This is a genomic window from Streptomyces sp. NPDC056987, from assembly GCF_042673865.1.
GTDB lineage: Bacteria > Actinomycetota > Actinomycetes > Streptomycetales > Streptomycetaceae > Streptomyces.
Map to the genome: position 1 here is coordinate 120,097 of NZ_JBHURV010000012.1, position 17,977 is coordinate 138,073.

General features: G+C 73.0%; 18 protein-coding genes. 7 read left to right on the forward strand and 11 right to left on the reverse strand.

Annotated features, from left to right (window positions below; genetic code table 11):
* Window positions 1–54: 54 nt before the first annotated feature.
* From ACFTZC_RS16630 to pdhA, 3 genes are read right to left on the reverse strand one after another with little or no spacing between them, the layout of a single operon-like run.
* Window positions 55–1,488 carry a dihydrolipoamide acetyltransferase family protein gene (locus ACFTZC_RS16630; RefSeq protein ID WP_382890214.1) on the reverse strand — a complete coding sequence of 478 codons (1,434 nt, stop codon included), beginning with the start codon at window positions 1,486–1,488 and terminating at the stop codon, window positions 55–57.
* Window positions 1,488–2,513 (reverse strand): alpha-ketoacid dehydrogenase subunit beta, encoded by a 1,026-nt coding sequence (locus tag ACFTZC_RS16635; RefSeq protein WP_382890216.1) that lies wholly within the window; start codon window positions 2,511–2,513, stop codon window positions 1,488–1,490. The genes ACFTZC_RS16630 and ACFTZC_RS16635 overlap by 1 nt, the downstream gene beginning before the upstream one ends.
* Window positions 2,510–3,691, reverse strand: coding sequence for a pyruvate dehydrogenase (acetyl-transferring) E1 component subunit alpha (pdhA, locus tag ACFTZC_RS16640; protein WP_382890218.1), 1,182 nt, complete (start codon window positions 3,689–3,691; stop codon window positions 2,510–2,512). The genes ACFTZC_RS16635 and pdhA overlap by 4 nt, the downstream gene beginning before the upstream one ends.
* A gap of 205 nt (window positions 3,692–3,896) precedes the next feature.
* Between pdhA and ACFTZC_RS16645 the strand changes: the two genes are divergently transcribed.
* Entirely contained in the window at window positions 3,897–4,403 is a 507-nt protein-coding gene (locus ACFTZC_RS16645) for an Lrp/AsnC family transcriptional regulator (protein ID WP_365807627.1), read from the forward strand.
* A gap of 44 nt (window positions 4,404–4,447) precedes the next feature.
* On the opposite strand, the gene ACFTZC_RS16650 is transcribed toward ACFTZC_RS16645, so the two are convergent.
* Both ACFTZC_RS16650 and ACFTZC_RS16655 read right to left on the reverse strand, forming a co-directional pair.
* Window positions 4,448–5,038, reverse strand: coding sequence for a TetR/AcrR family transcriptional regulator (locus ACFTZC_RS16650; protein WP_382890219.1), 591 nt, complete (start codon window positions 5,036–5,038; stop codon window positions 4,448–4,450).
* The gene (locus ACFTZC_RS16655; protein WP_382890221.1) at window positions 5,035–6,558 is read right to left on the reverse strand and encodes a 3-hydroxyacyl-CoA dehydrogenase; all 1,524 of its coding nucleotides are present in this window, start codon (window positions 6,556–6,558) and stop codon (window positions 5,035–5,037) included. Before ACFTZC_RS16655 ends, ACFTZC_RS16650 begins: the two co-directional genes overlap by 4 nt.
* Before the next feature lie 203 nt (window positions 6,559–6,761).
* Between ACFTZC_RS16655 and paaN the strand changes: the two genes are divergently transcribed.
* Window positions 6,762–8,468 carry a phenylacetic acid degradation protein PaaN gene (gene paaN / locus ACFTZC_RS16660; RefSeq protein ID WP_382890223.1) on the forward strand — a complete coding sequence of 569 codons (1,707 nt, stop codon included), beginning with the start codon at window positions 6,762–6,764 and terminating at the stop codon, window positions 8,466–8,468.
* Between the two features lie 41 nt (window positions 8,469–8,509).
* On the opposite strand, the gene ACFTZC_RS16665 is transcribed toward paaN, so the two are convergent.
* Genes ACFTZC_RS16665 through ACFTZC_RS16675 form a run of 3 tightly spaced genes read right to left on the reverse strand, consistent with a single transcriptional unit; the run spans window position 8,510 to window position 11,286 of the window.
* Window positions 8,510–9,187 carry a TrmH family RNA methyltransferase gene (locus ACFTZC_RS16665; protein ID WP_382890225.1) on the reverse strand — a complete coding sequence of 226 codons (678 nt, stop codon included), beginning with the start codon at window positions 9,185–9,187 and terminating at the stop codon, window positions 8,510–8,512.
* Window positions 9,188–10,534 (reverse strand): HTTM domain-containing protein, encoded by a 1,347-nt coding sequence (locus ACFTZC_RS16670; protein ID WP_382890357.1) that lies wholly within the window; start codon window positions 10,532–10,534, stop codon window positions 9,188–9,190.
* Window positions 10,535–10,581: 47 nt separating this feature from the next.
* On the reverse strand, window positions 10,582–11,286 hold the full coding sequence (locus ACFTZC_RS16675; RefSeq protein ID WP_382890227.1) for a DUF5819 family protein: 705 nt from the start codon (window positions 11,284–11,286) through the stop codon (window positions 10,582–10,584).
* 114 nt (window positions 11,287–11,400) lie between these two features.
* Here ACFTZC_RS16675 and paaA point away from each other — a divergent pair, with 114 nt between their 5' ends.
* From paaA to ACFTZC_RS16700, 5 genes are read left to right on the forward strand one after another with little or no spacing between them, the layout of a single operon-like run.
* Window positions 11,401–12,396, forward strand: coding sequence for a 1,2-phenylacetyl-CoA epoxidase subunit PaaA (gene paaA / locus ACFTZC_RS16680; protein ID WP_382890229.1), 996 nt, complete (start codon window positions 11,401–11,403; stop codon window positions 12,394–12,396).
* Window positions 12,393–12,683: a 1,2-phenylacetyl-CoA epoxidase subunit PaaB gene (paaB, locus tag ACFTZC_RS16685; RefSeq protein ID WP_382890231.1), complete on the forward strand. Its 291-nt coding sequence runs from the start codon at window positions 12,393–12,395 to the stop codon at window positions 12,681–12,683. Before paaA ends, paaB begins: the two co-directional genes overlap by 4 nt.
* A gap of 26 nt (window positions 12,684–12,709) precedes the next feature.
* Complete coding sequence (gene paaC / locus ACFTZC_RS16690; RefSeq protein WP_382890233.1) at window positions 12,710–13,444, forward strand: 1,2-phenylacetyl-CoA epoxidase subunit PaaC; 735 nt, start codon at window positions 12,710–12,712, stop codon at window positions 13,442–13,444.
* Complete coding sequence (paaD, locus tag ACFTZC_RS16695) at window positions 13,438–13,986, forward strand: 1,2-phenylacetyl-CoA epoxidase subunit PaaD (protein WP_382890235.1); 549 nt, start codon at window positions 13,438–13,440, stop codon at window positions 13,984–13,986. The genes paaC and paaD overlap by 7 nt, the downstream gene beginning before the upstream one ends.
* Window positions 13,987–15,045 carry a 2Fe-2S iron-sulfur cluster-binding protein gene (locus ACFTZC_RS16700; protein ID WP_382890237.1) on the forward strand — a complete coding sequence of 353 codons (1,059 nt, stop codon included), beginning with the start codon at window positions 13,987–13,989 and terminating at the stop codon, window positions 15,043–15,045.
* Between the two features lie 22 nt (window positions 15,046–15,067).
* Here the strand turns inward: ACFTZC_RS16700 and ACFTZC_RS16705 are convergent, their stop codons facing one another.
* The 3 genes from ACFTZC_RS16705 to ACFTZC_RS16715 form a co-directional block, all read right to left on the reverse strand.
* The gene (locus ACFTZC_RS16705) at window positions 15,068–15,412 is read right to left on the reverse strand and encodes a rhodanese-like domain-containing protein (RefSeq protein ID WP_365807610.1); all 345 of its coding nucleotides are present in this window, start codon (window positions 15,410–15,412) and stop codon (window positions 15,068–15,070) included.
* 89 nt (window positions 15,413–15,501) lie between these two features.
* Window positions 15,502–16,386, reverse strand: a complete 885-nt coding sequence (locus ACFTZC_RS16710) for a hypothetical protein (protein WP_382890239.1) — start codon at window positions 16,384–16,386, stop codon at window positions 15,502–15,504.
* 70 nt (window positions 16,387–16,456) lie between these two features.
* A complete protein-coding gene (locus ACFTZC_RS16715) occupies window positions 16,457–17,941 on the reverse strand; it encodes a DUF2252 domain-containing protein (RefSeq protein WP_382890241.1) in 1,485 nt (494 codons plus the stop codon).
* Between the last annotated feature and the right edge of the window lie 36 nt (window positions 17,942–17,977).

The window sequence follows — 17,977 nt, forward strand, 5'->3', positions numbered from 1 at the left end:
CGTGATCGCCGGTACGGAGCACGCGAGGGTGCCCGTTCTTCGAACTCGCCCTCCTCACAAGGCGCGCAGCAGCACCGCCGGCTGCTCGACGCAGTCCGCCACGTAGCGCAGGAAGCCGCCCGCCGTACCGCCGTCGCAGACCCGGTGGTCGAAGGTGAGCGAGAGCTGAACGACCTGACGCACCGCCAGCTCGCCCTGGTGGACCCAGGGTTTGGCCGCGATCCGCCCGATGCCGAGCATCGCCGCCTCGGGGTGGTTGATGATCGGGGTGGAGCCGTCGACCCCGAACACCCCGTAGTTGTTGAGGGTGAAGGTGCCGCCGGTCAGCTCCCGCGGCGTCAGCGCGCCGGACCGGCCCGCCTCCGTGAGCCGGGCGAACTCGGCGCCCAGTGACTCCGCGGAGCGGGTGTGCGCGTCCCGTACGACGGGAACGACCAGCCCGCGGTCGGTCTGTGCGGCGAAGCCGAGATGCACCTCGGGCAGCAGCACGATCTCCCGGGCCGCCGTGTCCACGGTGGAGTTCAGCTCGGGGTGGCGGGCGAGGGCCGCCGTGCAGATCCTGGCGAACAGCGCGATCAGCGAGACCTTGGGCCCGCCCGCCGCGTTCATCGCCGCCCGGGCGGCCAGCAGCTCCGTGGCGTCCGCGTCGACCCAGCAGGTGGCGTCCGGGATCTCGTGCCGGCTGCGGGTGAGCTTCTCCGCGACCGCGCCCCGTACACCCCGCAGCGCCACCCGCGTCGCCCCGGACCGCGTCGTGGAGGCGGTGGCCGCGGTGGAAGTGCCGGCCGGCGTGGAGGCGGTGCCCACTGTGGAGGCGGTGGCCACCGTGGCCCCCTCGGTCTGCGACGCGGTAACGCCTTCCCGTATCGCCCGCTCGACGTCGCACCGCAGGATCAGTCCGTCCCGGCCTGAGCCCGTGAGCGTCCGCAGATCGAGGCCGTGCTCACGGGCGAGCCTGCGCACCAGGGGAGAGACCACGGCGACCGGCCCGGGTACCGGCCCCGGTGCGCCCGCCGCCCCGCCGCCCCGGACGGCGGACGGGGCCGTACGGGCCCCGTTGACGGGCGGCCGGACCCGGCGCCTACGGGCCACCGGCGCGCCCGTGCCGTACCCGACCAGCACATTCCCCGACGCGCCCTCCCGGGACGGCGCGGGGTCCCGCGCGGGCGTGGGCGCGGAATCGGCCACCGGATCCGGCGCGGGGGCGGCGGCAGCGGGTGCGGACTCGCCGGCCGGGGCCGAGGCGCCCACCGCGACGGTCAGCAGCGGCGCCCCGACGGGCAGCTCCGTTCCCTCCTCGCCGTAGCGCGCCGTCACCACACCGCCGTAGGGGCAGGGCACCTCGACCATCGCCTTGGCCGTCTCGACCTCGACGACCGGCTGATCGACGGCGACGACATCCCCCACCGACACCAGCCAGCGGACGATCTCCGCCTCGGTCAGTCCTTCACCGAGGTCAGGCAGTTTGAATTCCAGCACCTGCGCCATCAGCTCTCCGTCTCCCACTGGAGCCGCGCAACCGCGTCCAGCACCCGGTCCACTCCCGGAAGATGGTGCCTCTCCAGCATGGGCGGCGGATAGGGAATGTCGAATCCGGCCACCCGCAGCACCGGCGCCTCCAGGTGGTGGAAACAGCGCTCGGTGACCCGCGCGGCGATCTCCCCGCCCGGCCCGCCGAAGCCCGTGGACTCGTGGACGACGACCGCCCTGCCCGTACGGCGCACGGATTCCGCCACCGTTCCGTCGTCGAACGGCACCAGCGAGCGCAGGTCGACGACCTCCAGGTCCCAGCCCTCGGCACGGGCCGCTTCCGCCGCCTCAAGACAGACCGGAACCGAGGGGCCGTACGTGAGCAGCGTGGCGCTGGAGCCCCGGCGCCGGACGACGGCGCGCCCGATCGGCGCGACCTCGGCCGACGCCTCCGGCGACCACGCGGCCTTCGACCAGTAGAGCCGCTTCGGCTCCAGGAAGACCACCGGGTCGTCGGAGGCGATGGCCGCCCGCAGCAGCCCGTACGCGTCCTCGACCGTCGCGGGCGTGACCACATGGAGGCCGGGCGTGGCCATGTAGTACGCCTCGGAGGAGTCGCTGTGGTGCTCGACCCCGCCGATCCCGCCGCCGTACGGCACCCGCACCGTGATCGGCAGCGGCAGCGCGCCGCGCGTGCGGTTACGCATCCGCGCCACATGGCTGACGAGCTGCTCGAACGACGGATAGGCGAAGGCGTCGAACTGCATCTCCACCACCGGCCGCAGCCCGTACATCGCCATCCCGACGGCCGCCCCCAGGATGCCCGCCTCGGCAAGCGGCGTGTCCGTACAGCGCTCGTCCCCGAACTCGGCCGCGAGCCCGTCGGTGATCCGGAAGACCCCGCCGAGCGTGCCCACATCCTCCCCGAGGACATGGACCGAGGGGTCCTCGGCCATCGCGTCGCGCAGCGCGCGCCGGAGCGCCAGCGCCATCGTGGCGGGCTTCGCCGCGACGGCCGCCTTCTCGGTGAGCGTGTCGGTCATCGCGGATCACCGGACCCTTCGGAGGCCCCGGCCGGCTCGGCGGCGGCCGCCAGCTCGGCGCGGAGCTGGTCCTCCTGCTCGCGCAGTTGCGGCGTCCGCTCCGCGTAGACGTGCGCGAACAGGTCCGTGGGGTCGAGCACCGGATCCGCGTTCATCCGGTCGCGCAGCCGCGCCGCCATCGCCTCGGCGGAGGCGGCGGCTTCCCTGACGCCGTCCTCGTCGAGCACCCCGCGCCCCGTCAGCTCGCGCTCCAGCAGCCGCACCGGGTCGTGCGCGCGCCAGGTCTCCACCTCCTCTTGCCCGCGGTAGCGCGTCGCGTCGTCCGCGTTCGTATGCGCGTCGATGCGGTACGTCACCGCCTCGACCAGCGTGGGGCCGTCGCCGCGCCGGGCGCGCGCCAGCGCCTCCCCGAGCACCGCGTGCACCGCGACCGCGTCGTTCCCGTCGACCAGCCGCCCCGGCATGCCGTACCCGACGGCCTTGTGGGCCAGGGAGGGCGCGGCGGACTGCTTGGCGAGCGGTACGGAGATCGCGAAGCCGTTGTTCTGGACGAGGAAGACGACCGGAGCGCGCCATACGGCGGCGAAGTTCAGCGCTTCGTGGAAGTCCCCCTCGCTGGTGCCGCCGTCGCCGACCAGGGCGAGCGCGACGACGTCGTCCCCCTGGAGCCGGGCCGCGTGGGCCAGCCCGACGGCGTGCGGAAGCTGGGTGGCGAGCGGCGTGGAGAGCGGGGCGATCCGGTGTTCGTGCGGGTCGTAGCCGGTGTGCCAGTCGCCGCGCAGCAGCGTCAGGGCCTGGACGGGGTCGAGCCCGCGCGCCACGGCGGCGAGGGTGTCGCGGTAGCTGGGGAAGAGCCAGTCCTGCTCGCGCAGGGCGAGGGCGGCGGCGACCTGGCACGCCTCCTGGCCGGTGCTCGACGGATAGACGGCGAGCCTGCCCTGCTTGGTCAGGGCCGTGGCCTGCGCGTTGTATCTGCGGCCGCGGACCAGCTCCGTGTAGAGCCGCAGCAGCAGCGCGGGGTCGGCCCCCGCCACGGCGTCCGTACCCAGCACGCGGTACGGCTCGGGGTCGGGGAGCAGCGGTGCGGGGTCGGTCCGCGGCTGCCAGGCCGGTGGCGGGGCGGGTGGACGGGCCGCGGCGGTGGGCAGTTCCTGGACCGGCGTGCTGCTCTTCTTCACGCGTGCACCTCCTCGTCGGGGCGAACGGGCTCGTCGGGCGAGCGGGCGGACGCCGGATCGCGGCGCCCCCTCCCTACCGATTGTTCGGTCGACGGGCCATTTTGGCTACACACGCCTCCAGCCTGTGGACAAACGGTTCTCCACAGCCTGGGATGGACGCAGGCCGTCCATGGCGGGCAGTCCGGGAGACAGGGGAGCTGAACAAATGGCCGACGGCACGGAACGGGCCGCCGAGCAGGAGCAGCCACCGCGTCCGCTGGACGCCATCGACCGGGACATCCTGCGCATCCTCCAGACGGACGGCCGCGCCTCGATACGGTCGGTCGCCGAGCGTGTCCATGTCTCGCGGGCCAACGCGTACGCGCGGATCAACCGGCTGATCGACGACGGGGTGATCCGTGGTTTCAGCGCCAGGGTCGACCATGAACGGGCCGGTCAGGGGGCTTCCGCGTACCTCACGCTGAAGATCGTGCAGAACTCCTGGCGCACGGTGCGCGAGCAGCTCCAGGAGCTGCCAGGAGCCACCCACATCGCGCTGGTCAGCGGCGACTTCGACGTGCTGCTGCTGGTGCACACCCCGGACAACCGGACGCTGCGCGAGCTGGTCCTGACCAGGCTCCAGGCGATTCCCGAGGTGCTCTCGACGCGCACGCTGCTGGTGTTCGAGGAGACGGACCTGGACCCGGGCGGGGGCGGGGTGCCGCCCCTGTAGGCGGCGGGCGGTGCCCGCGGTCCGTAAAGGAGGCCCGCGGCCCGTCAGGAAGTGCGCAGGCCGTCGAAGGCCAGCCGTACGACCGCGTCCGCGACCTGGTCGCGTCCGTAGCCGCCGGCCGCGTGCGGCCGGTACCACTCGACCAGGGAGTTGACCATGCCGAAGAGCAGCCGGGTCGCGAGCTTGGTGTCCAGATCGGCCCGCAGGTCCCCCTCCGCGGCGGCGGCCTTGAGCAGACCGGCGACCCGCTGGTCGAACTCCCTGCGCCGCTCCATGGCCCAGCGCTCCGTCTGCGTATTGCCCCTGACCCGCAGGAGCAGCGTCACGTAGGGCAGCTCGGCCATCAGCACCTCGACCGTGCGCCGGACGACGTGCTCGACCCGGTCGACGGCCCGGCCGTGTGTCGCGCCGTCCTCGTCGAGGACGCCGAAGAGGCCGTCCAGGGCGCGGCTGACGGCCCGGCGCAGCAGCTCCTCCTTGCCGACGACATGGTGGTATATGGAGGACTTGGAGATCCCCGCGGCCTTGGACAGATGCTCCATGGAGGTGCCGTCGTAGCCGCGTTCGTTGAAGACCCGGACCGCCACGGCCAGCAGGGTCTCCGGAGTGTAGGTGTCGCGCCTGGCGGTGGTCATGAACGCCCCTGCTTCGCTTCGGTGTCGGCACGGCGGGTCAGTGCCGAGGACGGGGCGTAGCGGCCGCCGGGATACGCCCCGTCCAAGGTCGACAGGAAGCACCGGGCCCACTCCGAGGTGAGCCGGTCGCACCACTCGCCGGGTCCGCCAGGGTAGTTCACGCCGAGTTTCATGGCGGTGTCGATGTCCTCCGCACCGGCCACCCCACGGGCGGCGGCGTCGCAGGCGAAGTCGATCAGCAGCGCGACGGTGCGGCCGACGATCATGCCGGGGACGTCGTCGACGACGCTGACCCGCTTGCCGAGCCGCTGGAAGAGGCCGACGGCCGCCCGCAGGTCCGCGGGGTCGACGTCGTCGCCCGGCGCGAGGGCGACGCGCGTACAGGATCGGTAGTCCAGCGAGAGGTCGAAGTGGATGGCCGGACCGAAGGGGTCACCTGTGGCGCTCGTTCCGTCGGTGAGGCGCAGCGACGTGCCGCCGGGCAGGGCGAGGAACCCCTCGGAGACGTGCGGGGTGCGGTCGCGGGTGACCTTGATGCCCGCTTCCTCGATCATCTCGCGCAGGACGGCGGCGGGCCCGAGGCGGGCGTGGAGGCCGACCGTCTCCGGGGCCTCGCAGGGCTCCTCGGTACGCGGTACGGGGGCGGCGGCGCCCTCGCCGTACGGGAACCACCCCCGGCCCGTCTTGCGGCCGAGCCGGCCCGACTCCACCAGCCTGCGCTGGGCGAGCGACGGCGTGAACTTCGGGTCGTGGAAGAAGGATTCCCACACGGAGCGGGTGACGGCCTCGTTGACGTCCTGGCCGATGAGATCGGTCAGCTCGAAGGGGCCCATGCGGAAGCCGCCGCACTCGCGCAGGACCGCGTCGATGGTGGCGGGGTCGGCGGCCCTCTCCTCGTACACCCGCAGCGCCTCGGCGTAGAAGGGGCGCGCGACGCGGTTGACGACGAAGCCCGGCGTGTCGGCGCAGCGCACCGGGGTCTTCCCCCAGGCCGCCATGGTCTCGTACGCGCGTGTCACGGCGTCCGGGTCGCTCGCGTGACCGCCGACGACCTCCACCAGGGGCAGGAGGGGGGCCGGGTTGAAGAAGTGCGTGCCCACCAGGCGTCCCGGCAGCCGCAGGGCGCCCGCGACGGCGGTGACGGAGAGGGAGGAGGTGTTGGTGGCGAGCAGGCAGTCCTCGGCGACGACGTCCTCCAGCGCCGCGAAGAGCTCGCGCTTGACGGACAGCTCCTCCAGGACCGCCTCGATCACGAGCGCGGCGTCGGACAGCTCGGCGAGGTCCGCTGCCGGGAACAGCCGGGCGGTCGCGGCGTCGCGGACCGCCGCGTCGAGCCGGCCCTTGGCGACCAGCCGGTCCAGGCGTCCGGCGATGGCGGCGGCGGCCCGTCCGGCCAGGCCCGGCACGGCGTCGTGGAGCCGCACGGGGTGGCCGGCGACCAGCGCCACCTGGGCTATGCCCTGGCCCATCGTGCCGCTGCCGACGACCGCGACGACGCGGCCGGGCCCGATTGCTGTCATGGCCGCAATCCTCCTGTTGTCGGTGGGCGCACGGCGGCGGGTGACCGTTCGCTCCGGGGGCGGTGGCGCGCCCGTCGGCGTCGCTTTTCCACAGGATCGCCCGGATCCCCTTGTCCCGACCGATCGTTCGGTTACTCTAACCCTGTCCGCCCGTACTTGTCCCCCCGCTCCCCCTGCCTGACTCGATGAGGAGTTGGTCCACGATGGCCGCCCAGCTCAGCCCTCAGCAGCTCGCCGAGAAGCACCGGCCCACGCTCGACCGGGCCCTTGAGACGGTCGGGTCGCGCGGTTACTGGTCCCCGCACCCCGAACACCCCAAGGCGTACGGCGACAGCGCCCCCGCCGACGGGCTCGCCGCCTTCCAGGCGCTGCGCGGCACCCGCTTCGAGCTGGACCAGCCGGGCACGGACGGCTGGACCGGCGGCGAGGTCTCGCCGTACGGGCCGCCCCTGGAGATCGAGTATCCGCACGCGGACCCGGACGTGCTGCTGCCCGCCCTGCGCGCGGGCATGGGCGCCTGGCGCGAGGCCGGGCCCGAGACCCGCGCCCTGGTCTGTCTGGAGATCCTGGCGCGGATCGGTGCACGGACCCACGAGTTCGCGCACGCGGTGATGCACACGAGCGGCCAGGCGTTCACGATGGCGTTCCAGGCGGGCGGCCCGCATGCCCAGGACCGCGGCCTGGAGGCGGTGGCGTACGCGTACCAGGAGCAGACGCGTACCCCCGTCTCGGCCGGCTGGTCCAAGCCGCAGGGCAAGCGCGACCCGCTGGAGCTGCGGAAGTCCTTCACCGCCGTGCCGCGCGGGGTCGCGCTGCTGATCGGCTGCAACACCTTCCCCACGTGGAACGGCTATCCGGGGCTGTTCGCCTCCCTCGCCACCGGCAATCCGGTCCTGGTCAAGCCGCATCCGCGCGCCGTGCTGCCGCTCGCGCTGACGGTCCGGGTGGCCCGTGAGGTGCTCGCCGAGGCGGGCTTCGACCCGAATCTGGTGGCACTGGCGGTGGAGCGGCCCGGCGAGGGCATCGCCAAGACCCTGGCCGTCCGGCCGGAGGTCCGGATCATCGACTACACGGGGTCGACGGCCTTCGGCGACTGGCTGGAGACCCACGCGCGCCAGGCGCAGGTGTACACGGAGAAGGCGGGCGTCAACACCGTCGTCGTGGACTCCACGGACGACTACAAGGGGATGCTCTCCAACCTCGCCTTCTCGCTGTCGTTGTACAGCGGCCAGATGTGCACCACGCCGCAGAACCTGCTGATCCCCCGCGACGGCATCACCACGGACGCGGGCGATAAGTCGTACGACGAGGTGGTGGCCGATCTGGCGGCCTCGGTGGCCGGGCTGCTGGGTGACGACACCCGGGCCAACGCGCTGCTGGGCGCGCTGGTCAACCCCGGGGTGAAGGCCCGGCTGGAGAGCGCCGACGGGCTCGGGGACATCGCGCTGGCCTCGCGGGAGATCGCCCACCCGGACTTCCCGGACGCCGTGGTCCGTACGCCCGCGATCGTGAAGGCCGACGGCGCCCGCAAGGTCTGGGAGAAGGCGTGGCAGGGCGGCGAGGAGGTGCCGTACCTCACGGAGTGCTTCGGGCCCGTGTCCTTCGCGGTCGCCATGGACTCGACGGAGGACGCGCTGGAGCTGCTGCGGCGCACGGTGCGCCATCAGGGCGCGATGACGGTCGGCGCGTACACGACGTCCCCGGAGACGGAGCGCGCGGTCGAGGAGGTGTGCCTGGACGAGTCCGCGCAGCTCTCGCTCAACCTGACGGGCGGGGTGTACGTGAACCAGACGGCGGCGTTCTCGGACTTCCACGGCTCGGGCGGCAACCCGGCGGCGAACGCGGCGCTGTGCGACGCGGCGTTCGTGGCGAACCGCTTCCGGACGGTGGAGGTCCGCCGCCCGGCCTGAGGTCGTCCGGCCTGAGGTCGCGCGTCCGGGTCCTGGCCGGATCAGGGCGCGGGCGGCGCCGGGATCTCCGCGTACCGCTGGATCCAGGCGTGCATGGCGATGGCCGCGGCGGCTCCCGCGTTGATCGAGCGCGTCGAGCCGAACTGGGCGATCGAGCAGACCATCGTGGCGTGCCGACGGGCCTCTTCGGTCAGGCCGGGACCCTCCTGGCCGAAGAGCAGCACGCAGCGGCGCGGCAGCTCGGTCCGCTCCAGCGCGACGGCGCCGGGCAGGTTGTCGATCCCGATGATCGGCAGCCCCTCGGCCGCCGCCCAGGCCGTCAGCTCCTCCGTGCCGGGGTGATGGCGCACATGCTGGTACCGGTCGGTGACCATCGCGCCGCGCCGGTTCCAGCGCCGCCGGCCCACGATGTGGATCTCCTTGGCGAGGAAGGCGTTGGCGGTGCGGACGACGGAGCCGATGTTGAAGTCGTGGCTCCAGTTCTCCACGGCCACGTGGAAGTCGTGCCGCCGGGTGTCGAGGTCCGCGACGATCGCCTCGCGGGTCCAGTAGCGGTACTGGTCGGCGACATTGCGCCGGTCACCGGCGGCGAGCAGCTCCGGGTCGTACCACTCGCCCCGGGGCCACGGCTCGCCGTGCGGTCCGACGCCGACCGGGGGCCCATAGCCTTCGTCGTACTGGACCGGCTCCAGGCCCTCGTCCGCTGTCTCGCTGATCACCTACACGAGGGTACGTGGCTGCTCGGAGCTCTCCTGCCGCTGCCCGGGCGGGGCGGCCGCCCCGGCAAGGGGGCGCCGCCGGCCGGGCAGCCGCTGACGCAGCCGGTCGTAGACCGCGGTGGTCCGGCCACCGAGCCACAGCAGGAAGACCGTCGGCAGGAACACGGCGTCGGCGGCGATCATGGCGAGCGAGAAGAACGGCAGCCCGAGCAGGACGGCGATCCCCGCGTGCTCCAGGATCATCGCGACGAGCAGGACGTTCTTGACGCGCCGGTTGAAGAGCGTGAACGGGAAGGCGACCTGCACGATGACCGTGCCGTACGTCAGCACCATCACGACGAGCGCGCTGGACGCGAAGAGGTCCGAGAGCGCGGGCCAGGGGGCGAAGTAGTCCAGCTTGAGGGGGTAGTACAGCGCGGTGCCGTCCTGCCAGCGCGAGCCCTGGATCTTGTACCAGCCGGCGGTGGCGTAGATGAGACAGACCTCGGCCATGATGACGGCGAGCGCGGCGTTGTGGATCAGATTGGCGAGGACGTCCAGCAGCGCGCGCGGCTCGCCGTGGGGAGCGCGCCGGTTCACGGCCCACCAGAGCCCCTGCACGGCCCACGCCCCCCAGAACAGGGCCAGCAGCCAGGTCTCGGCCTGGACCCGGTCGGTCAGCGTGCCGACGAGGAGGACCGTGCCGGTGACGGCCCACAGGACGGGGCCGACCCGGTCCCGTACGGCCGACCTGACGGCATCCGCCGCACCCGCCCCGGCGGGTCCCGACGGGTCCGGTCCACCCGTCCCGGCGGATATCTCCGTGCGGCGCGCCGCACGGGCGGCGCGCCGGGCGTCGAGCGACCAGACCTGCCCGCAGCGCGTCAGCACGAGATAGATCGCCATGAGGTGGATGACGTTGTCGCCGCCGTCCCCCATGAAGATGCTGCGGTTCTGGAGCGAGAGCACCCCGAACATGAAGAGCACGGACATGGTGCGGGTCCGCCAGCCGAGCATCAGCAGCGCGCTGGAGACGACGGCGACGGCGTAGACGATCTCGAACCAGACCGTGCTGTCCGACCACATCAGCGCGGAGAATGCGCTGTTCTTCGCGATGAGCTGCTGGGCCATGTCCCAGCTCCAGGGGCCCTCGGGACCGTACAGCTCATGGCGGTGCGGCACCTCGCGCAGCAGGAAGAGCAGCCAGGTGCCGGCGAAGCCGATCCGGATGACGGCGCTCTGGTAGCGGCCGAGGGCGGACCCCGTGACACGCCGGAGCGCGGCCGCGGCCCGCTGTTCGAGGTGGCGCGGCCGGCCCGCGGCCGAGGCGGGCCGCGGACCGGTCGCTCCCGTCCGTACGGGCTCCACAGGCTCCGCGGTCTGTCGTGGCTGCGAGGGTTCCACGGGCTGTTCGCTCACCGGTCCGCCTCCGCGCTGCCGTTCTTCACGCCTCCGGGAAGGTCGGCGGCGTTCACCGTCCACCACGGATAGACCCGGTAGGACGGGCGTGTGCTGATCTTCTCCGTGCTCCAGGACGGCGAGGCGACGGCCGTGGTGACCGACCTGACCTGGATACGTTCCACCGGACCGCCCACGTCGTGGGTCTCCAGCCGCAGCATCACGATGCGGCGGATGTAGCTCTCGGAGAGCTGGCCGCGCAGCCCGTTCGGGCGGTTCTGATTGTCATGCGATCCGACGAAGAAGTCCCAGCCCCGACGCAGCTCGTTCTGGTCGACATGGCTGGGCAGGAGGTTCCCCTGGATCTCGGCGCCGTCCTCGGCGGAGAGATCGATCCATTCGCTGGTCCGGCGCGCGGCGCCGGACCCGGTCTCGGCGCGCGCCTGGACGGCGATGTTCTGCTGGAGGGGGTTGGGCGCGAAGAGCTTCCAGTTCTGCTCGAACTCGGGGTAGACCCAGGCGTCGACGGCCTTGCCGTGCTGCTTGGTGAGCGTGTTGGACGGGGCGACGTGGAGGAACACCATCGCGACGTGCACGCAGGCCAGCAGTCCGATGACCGCGAGCGAGACGGCGGCCACCACCTGGTAGCGGAAGGAGAGGCCGGCTATCCCGGCCCCGGGTGGCGGTCCGGCTTTCCCGCCTTGGTCGTCGTACGAATCCATCCCGCCCCGATCGCCGTCGTACTCCGGTCAGTTATCCACAGGGTTGACACCCTACGGGCCGCCGACTCACCATTGAAGTCCATGAACCGAACGATCGGTCGGTAGGGGGTCCGGATGACGGCAGTGACCACGGGGACAGCCGAGGAGGCGACGGTGGAAAGGACGGCGGAGTCCTTCGAGGCGGCGTTCGACGCGGCCGTGGCCGCCGAGGAGCGCATCGAGCCGCGCGACTGGATGCCCGAGGCGTACCGCGCGTCGCTGATCCGCCAGATGGCCCAGCACGCCCACTCCGAGATCATCGGAATGCAGCCGGAGGCAAACTGGATCACTCGCGCGCCGTCCCTGCGCCGCAAGGCGATCCTGATCGCCAAGGTGCAGGACGAGGCGGGACACGGTCTGTATCTGTACAGCGCGGCCGAGACGCTGGGCACCGGCCGTGACGAGCTGCTCGACAAGCTGCACAGCGGCCGCCAGAAATACTCCTCGATCTTCAACTACCCCACCCTGACCTGGGCCGACGTCGGCGCGATCGGCTGGCTGGTGGACGGCGCGGCGATCACGAACCAGGTCCCGCTGTGCCGCTGCTCCTACGGCCCTTACGCCCGGGCCATGGTCAGGATCTGCAAGGAGGAGTCCTTCCACCAGCGCCAGGGGTACGAGCTGCTGCTGACCCTGAGCAACGGGACGGACGCACAGCACGCCATGGCCCAGGACGCGGTGGACCGCTGGTGGTGGCCGTCGCTGATGATGTTCGGCCCCCCGGACGACGAGTCGGCCCACTCGGCCCGGTCCATGGCCTGGAAGATCAAGCGGCACTCCAACGACGAGCTGCGGCAGCGCTTCGTCGACATCTGCGTCCCCCAGGCCGAGGCCCTCGGCCTGACCCTCCCCGACCCGGACCTCCGGTGGAACGAGGAGCGGGGGCGGCACGACTTCGGGCCGATCGACTGGGCGGAGTTCCACGAGGTGCTGAAGGGCAACGGGCCGTGCAACGAGGAGCGGATCACCCAGCGCCGCCGCGCGCACGAAGAGGGCGCGTGGGTACGGGAGGCCGCCGCGGCGTACGCGGAGAAGCACCGCCCGGCGGCACGGACGGAGGCGGCGGCATGAGCGGTACGGCCGACTGGCCCCTGTGGGAGGTCTTCGTACGCTCCCGCCGCGGGCTCTCGCACACCCACGCGGGCAGCCTGCACGCCCCGGACGCGGAGCTGGCCCTGCGCAACGCACGCGATCTGTACACCCGGCGCGGTGAAGGCGTCTCGATCTGGGTGGTGGAGTCGTCGGCGATCACCGCCTCCTCGCCGGACGAGAAGGACCCGTTCTTCGACCCGTCCGCCGACAAGCCCTACCGGCACCCGACCTTCTACGAGATCCCCGAGGGGGTGAAGCACCTGTGACCGGTGTACCGGCGACAGAACGGCCCGTGCGGCCCGCACACCAGGCGGCGGCTCTCGCGCTCGGCGACGACGCGCTGGTGCTCTCGCACCGGCTGGCGGAGTGGGCGGGCCACGCCCCCGTCCTCGAAGAGGATGTCGCGCTCGCCAATATCGCGCTGGACCTGCTCGGCCAGGCGCGGTTCCTGCTCTCCCTCGTCGGGGACGAGGACGAGCTGGCCTATCTGCGCGAGGAGCGCGCGTTCCGCAACCTCCACCTGGTCGAGCAGCCGAACGGGGACTTCGCGCACACGATCGCCCGCCAGCTCTACTTCTCCACCTACCAGCTCCTGCTGTACCGGCAGCTCGCCGCCGGGGAGAGCGAGTTCACCGGACTCGCGGCCAAGGCGGTCAAGGAGATCGCCTACCACCAGGACCACGCCGAGCAGTGGACGCTGCGGCTCGGGGACGGCACACCGGAGAGCCATGAGCGGATGGACCGGGCCTGCCGGGCGCTCTGGCGGTTCACCGGCGAGATGTTCCACCCCGTCACCGAACCCGACGACCCCGACGGCCTCGACGTCGACTGGCGGGCCCTGGAGGAGAGCTGGCTCGCGTCCGTCACCGATGTGCTGCGCCGGGCGACCCTGACTGTGCCGGACGGCCCCCGGTCCGGCGCCTGGACGGCGGGCGCGGGCAGGCAGGGGCTGCACACGGAGTCGTTCGGCCGGATGATCGCCGAGATGCAGCATCTCCACCGCAGCCACCCGGGGGCGTCATGGTGACAACCCCGGGCACGGCCCCGGACAGGAGTGCGGCACCGGCGGGCACGACGGCGCTGGAGGAGGAGCTGCGCGCCCTGGCCGGCGCCGTGCCCGACCCGGAGCTGCCGGTGCTGACCCTGGCCGAGCTGGGCGTGCTGCGCGGGCTGCGTCTCTCCGGCCCCGGCCGGGTCCGCGTGGAGCTGACCCCCACCTACACCGGCTGCCCGGCCATCGGGACGATGTCCGCGGACATCGAGCGCGTCCTGCACGACCACGGGGTGCCGGAGGTCTCGGTCGTCACGGTCCTCTCCCCGGCCTGGTCGACGGATGACATCAGCGCCGAGGGGCGCCGCAAACTCGCCGCGTCCGGCATAGCGCCGCCGCGCCCGGGCCCGGCGCCGGGAGCCGCCGCCGGACCGGTGCCGCTAACGCTCTCCCTGCGCTGCCCGCACTGCGGCTCCACCGACACCGAGCTGCTCAGCCGGTTCTCCTCCACCGCCTGCAAGGCCCTGCGCCGCTGCACGGCCTGCGGCGAACCGTTCGACCACTTCAAGGAGTTGTAGATGTTCCATCCGCTCCGGGTCAGCGAGGTCGAACCGCTCACGGACGACGCGGTGGCCCTCACCCTCGCCGTCCCGCCCGAGCTGCGCGAGGCGTTCCGGCACACGCCGGGCCAGCACATCGCCCTGCGCCGCCGCACCGCGCACGGCGAGGAGATCCGGCGTACGTACTCGATCTGCGCCCCGGCGGGCCCCGAGCCGGCGCTGCGGGTGGGCATCCGGCTGGTCGAGGGCGGCGAGTTCTCGACGTACGCCCTCAAGGAGCTCGCCGTGGGCGACACCGTCGAGGTCATGGAGCCGACCGGCCGCTTCGTCCTGGAGCCCCGCCCCGGGCACTTCGCGGCGATCGTCGGAGGCAGCGGCATCACCCCGGTGCTGTCGATCGCGGCCACCCTGCTGCTCCGGGAGCCCACGGCCCGGTTCTGTCTGGTGCGCAGCGACCGCACCGTGGCGTCCACGATGTTCCTGGAGGAGGTCGCCGACCTCAAGGACCGCTTTCCCGACCGGTTCCAGCTCGTCACGGTCGTCTCCCGGGAGCAGCGGCAGACGGGACTGCCGTCCGGCCGTCTGGACCGCAAGCGGCTGACCGGGCTGCTGCCCGCGCTGCTCCCGGTGGCCGAGGTCGACGGCTGGTTCCTGTGCGGCCCGCTCGGCCTGGTCTCCGGCGCGGAACGCGCGCTGCGCGGCCTCGGGGTGGAGCGCGCCCGCATCCATGAGGAGATCTTCCACGTCGACGAGGCGCCCTCCGCCGCCGCCTCAGCCGCACCCGGCGTCCGGGCTCCCGCGCACAGCACCCTCACCGCGAGCCTCGGGGGCCGCTCCGGCACCTGGCCGGTCCAGGAGGGCGAATCGCTGCTGGAGACGGTGTTGCGCAGCCGCGCGGACGCGCCCTACGCGTGCAAGGGCGGGGTCTGCGGCACCTGCCGGGCGTTCCTGGTCTCGGGCGAGGTCACCATGGACCGCAACTTCGCGCTCGAACCGGAGGAGACCGACGCGGGGTACGTACTGGCCTGCCAGTCCCATCCGGCCACCGCGGAGATGGAGCTGGACTTCGACCGCTGACCGCGACCCCCGACTCCGGCGGTCAGAGCACGAAGGCCGCGGTGCCGTTGTCGGCGACCATCGGGCGCCCGGCGCCGTCCCAGGCGAGCATGCCGCCGTCCACGTTCACCGCGTCGATCCCCTGCTGCACCAGATACTGGGTGACCTGTGCGGACCGGCCGCCCACCCGGCACATCACGAAGGCCTTCCGGCCCTCGGCGACCGCCTCCGTGACCTCGCCGAAGCGGGCCACGAAGTCACTCATCGGCACATGCAGCGCGCCCTCGACATGACCGGCCGCCCACTCGTCGGCCTCCCGGACGTCCAGCACCAGGGCGTCGGAGGGCACCGCCGCGGCATCGACCGAGGGCAGCGGGGCGAAGTTCATGGGTGTTGCCTTCTCTCGTACGGAACAGGGACCGGGACCGGGGCCTGAGCCGGGGCGCGATCGCCGTGGCGGGACCCGGGCTCCGGAATCTACTCCACCAGTCTGGCGAGCTCCGCCTCACGCCCGGAGACCTCCGCGAGCAGCTGCTCCGCGATCTCCTCCAGCAGCCGGTCCGGATCGTCCGGAGCCATCCTGAGCATGGCGCCGATCGCGCCCTGCTCCAGCTCCTGGGCGACCAGCGTCAGCGTCTCCTTGCGCTGCGACAGCCACTCCAGCCGGGCGTAGAGCTCCTCGCTCTCGCTCAGCTCGGCCGGCCGCGGCGCGGGCCCCGCCGCCCACTCGGCGGCCAGCTCCAGCAGCTGCGCCTCGTCCCCGCGCCCGTACGCGGAGTTGACCCGCGTGAGGAATTCCTCACGGCGCGAGCGCTCCCGGTCGTCCTGCGCGAGATCCGGGTGCGACTTGCGCACCAGGTCCCGGTAGAGCTTGCGCGCCTCGTCGCTCGGCCGGATCCGCTTGGGCGGGCGGACGGGCCGGTCCGTGAGCATCGCCGAGGCCTCCGGCGACAGACCGTCGGAATCGAGCCAATCGTGGAACAGCTCCTCCACGCCCGGCATCGGCTGCACCATCGCGCGCGCCTCACGGGCCTTGCGCAGATCCTCCGGGTCGCCCGAGCGGGTGGCGCGGGCCTCCGCGATCAGCGCGTCCAGCTCGTCGAGCCGGGCGTACATCGGGCCGAGCCGCTGGTGGTGCAGCCGGGAGAAGTTCTCGACCTCGATCCGGAACGTCTCCAGGGCGATCTCGAACTCGATCAGCGCCTGCTCGGCGGCGCGCACGGCCCGCTCCAGGCGCGCCTCGGGGCGCGGGTCGGACGCTTCGGTGGCGTCCGGCACCGAAGCGGTGGCGTCCGGCACGTCTCGTACGTCCTGCTCGTCGTCGTTACGGATCGTCGGCTCCCCAGGGGCGTCGTGCATCACCCGCCCAGCCTACGGGCGGATCCGCCTGCCCCCGTCCCTCCCCGGCCCCCGGGGCGCCCGTACCGGCCGCTCAGACGCCCAGTTCGGCGGAGATCCGCCCACCGCGCACCGCCGCGAGCAGCTCCGAGTGGTCCGCCTCCGTGCGGTCCGCGTACGCCACCGCGAACTCCGCCACGGCCGCGTCCAGTTCCTCGTTCCTGCCGCAGTACCCGGCGATCAGGCGCGGGTCCACGCTGTGCGCGTGGGCCCTGGCGAGCAGCGCCCCGGTCATCCGGGCGTAGTCGTCGACCTGGTCGGCGGGGAGCGCCGCCGGGTCCACGCTGCCCTTGCGGTTCCTGAACTGGCGCACCTGATAGGGCCTGCCCAGGACCGTCGTCCACCCCAGCAGGTTGTCGCTCACCACCTGCATCCGCTGCTGGCCGAGGACCACGCGCCGCCCCTCGTGCGCCACCTCCGGCGGCTCGAAACCGACGGCCGGCAGATGGGGCAGCAGCACAGACGGCCGCGCCTCCTTCACCTGGAGTACGAGCGGCTCCCCCCGGTGGTCCAGCAGGAGCACCACGTACGACCGAGTCCCCACGCTGCCGGTGCCGACGACCCGGAACGCCACGTCGTGGATCGCGTACCGCGCGAGCAGCGGCAGCCGGTCCGCCGGGAGGGTGGTCAGATACTCCTCCAGCGAGGCGGCCACGGCCGCCGCCTCCTCGTCGGGCACGCGCCGCAGCACGGGCGGGGCGTCCACGAAGCGCCGCCCGGCGGGGCCCTTCCCGCTCACGCCGTCCACCGCCTCGGTCGACTTCGCCGCGAACCGCGCGCTCGTGTTGTTGCGCGCCTTCTCCGAGACACGCTCCAGCGTGCCGGCGAGATCACGGGCGTCCGTGTGCGAGACCAGCTCCTCGTCGGCGATGGCGTTCCACGCGTCGAGCACGGGCAGCTTCGCCAGCAGCCGCATCGTGCGCCGGTAGGCCCCGACCGCGTCGTACGCCGCGCCCCGGCAGGTGTCCTCGTCGGCGCCGGCCTCGCGCCCCGCCAGCACCAGCGAGGCGGCGAGCCGCTTGACGTCCCACTCCCAGGGGCCGACCACGGTCTCGTCGAAGTCGTTGAGATCGATGACGAGCCGGCCGCGCGCGTCCCCGTACAGGCCGAAATTGGCCGCGTGCGCGTCACCGCAGAGCTGCGCGCCGACCCCGGTGACCGGCGTGCCCGTCAGGTCATGGGCCATCAGTCCGGCGGAGCCGCGCAGAAAGGCGAAGGGGGTCGCGGCCATCCGCCCCACCCGCAGGGGAGTGAGCCTCGCCACCCGGCCGCGGCCGGATTCCTCGACGGCCCGCACCGCGTCCGGCCGCCCCGCCACCGCGGCCCACGCGGCGTGCGAGGAGCGCGGCACCCGCTCCCGCAGCGCGCGCCCCCGCGCCTTCGGCGTCCGCGCGCCGTCCGCCTCCGCCCGCACGGCGCGCGGCGCGAACCCCGGCACCTCCGGAATCCGTACCGCTCCGGCCGCCGTCGCCGGACCCGCCGCCCGCGGCCCAGCCGTCCCGGACCCGACACCGCCCATGGCGCGCCGCCTCCCCCGTACTCGTCTGCCCGTCGT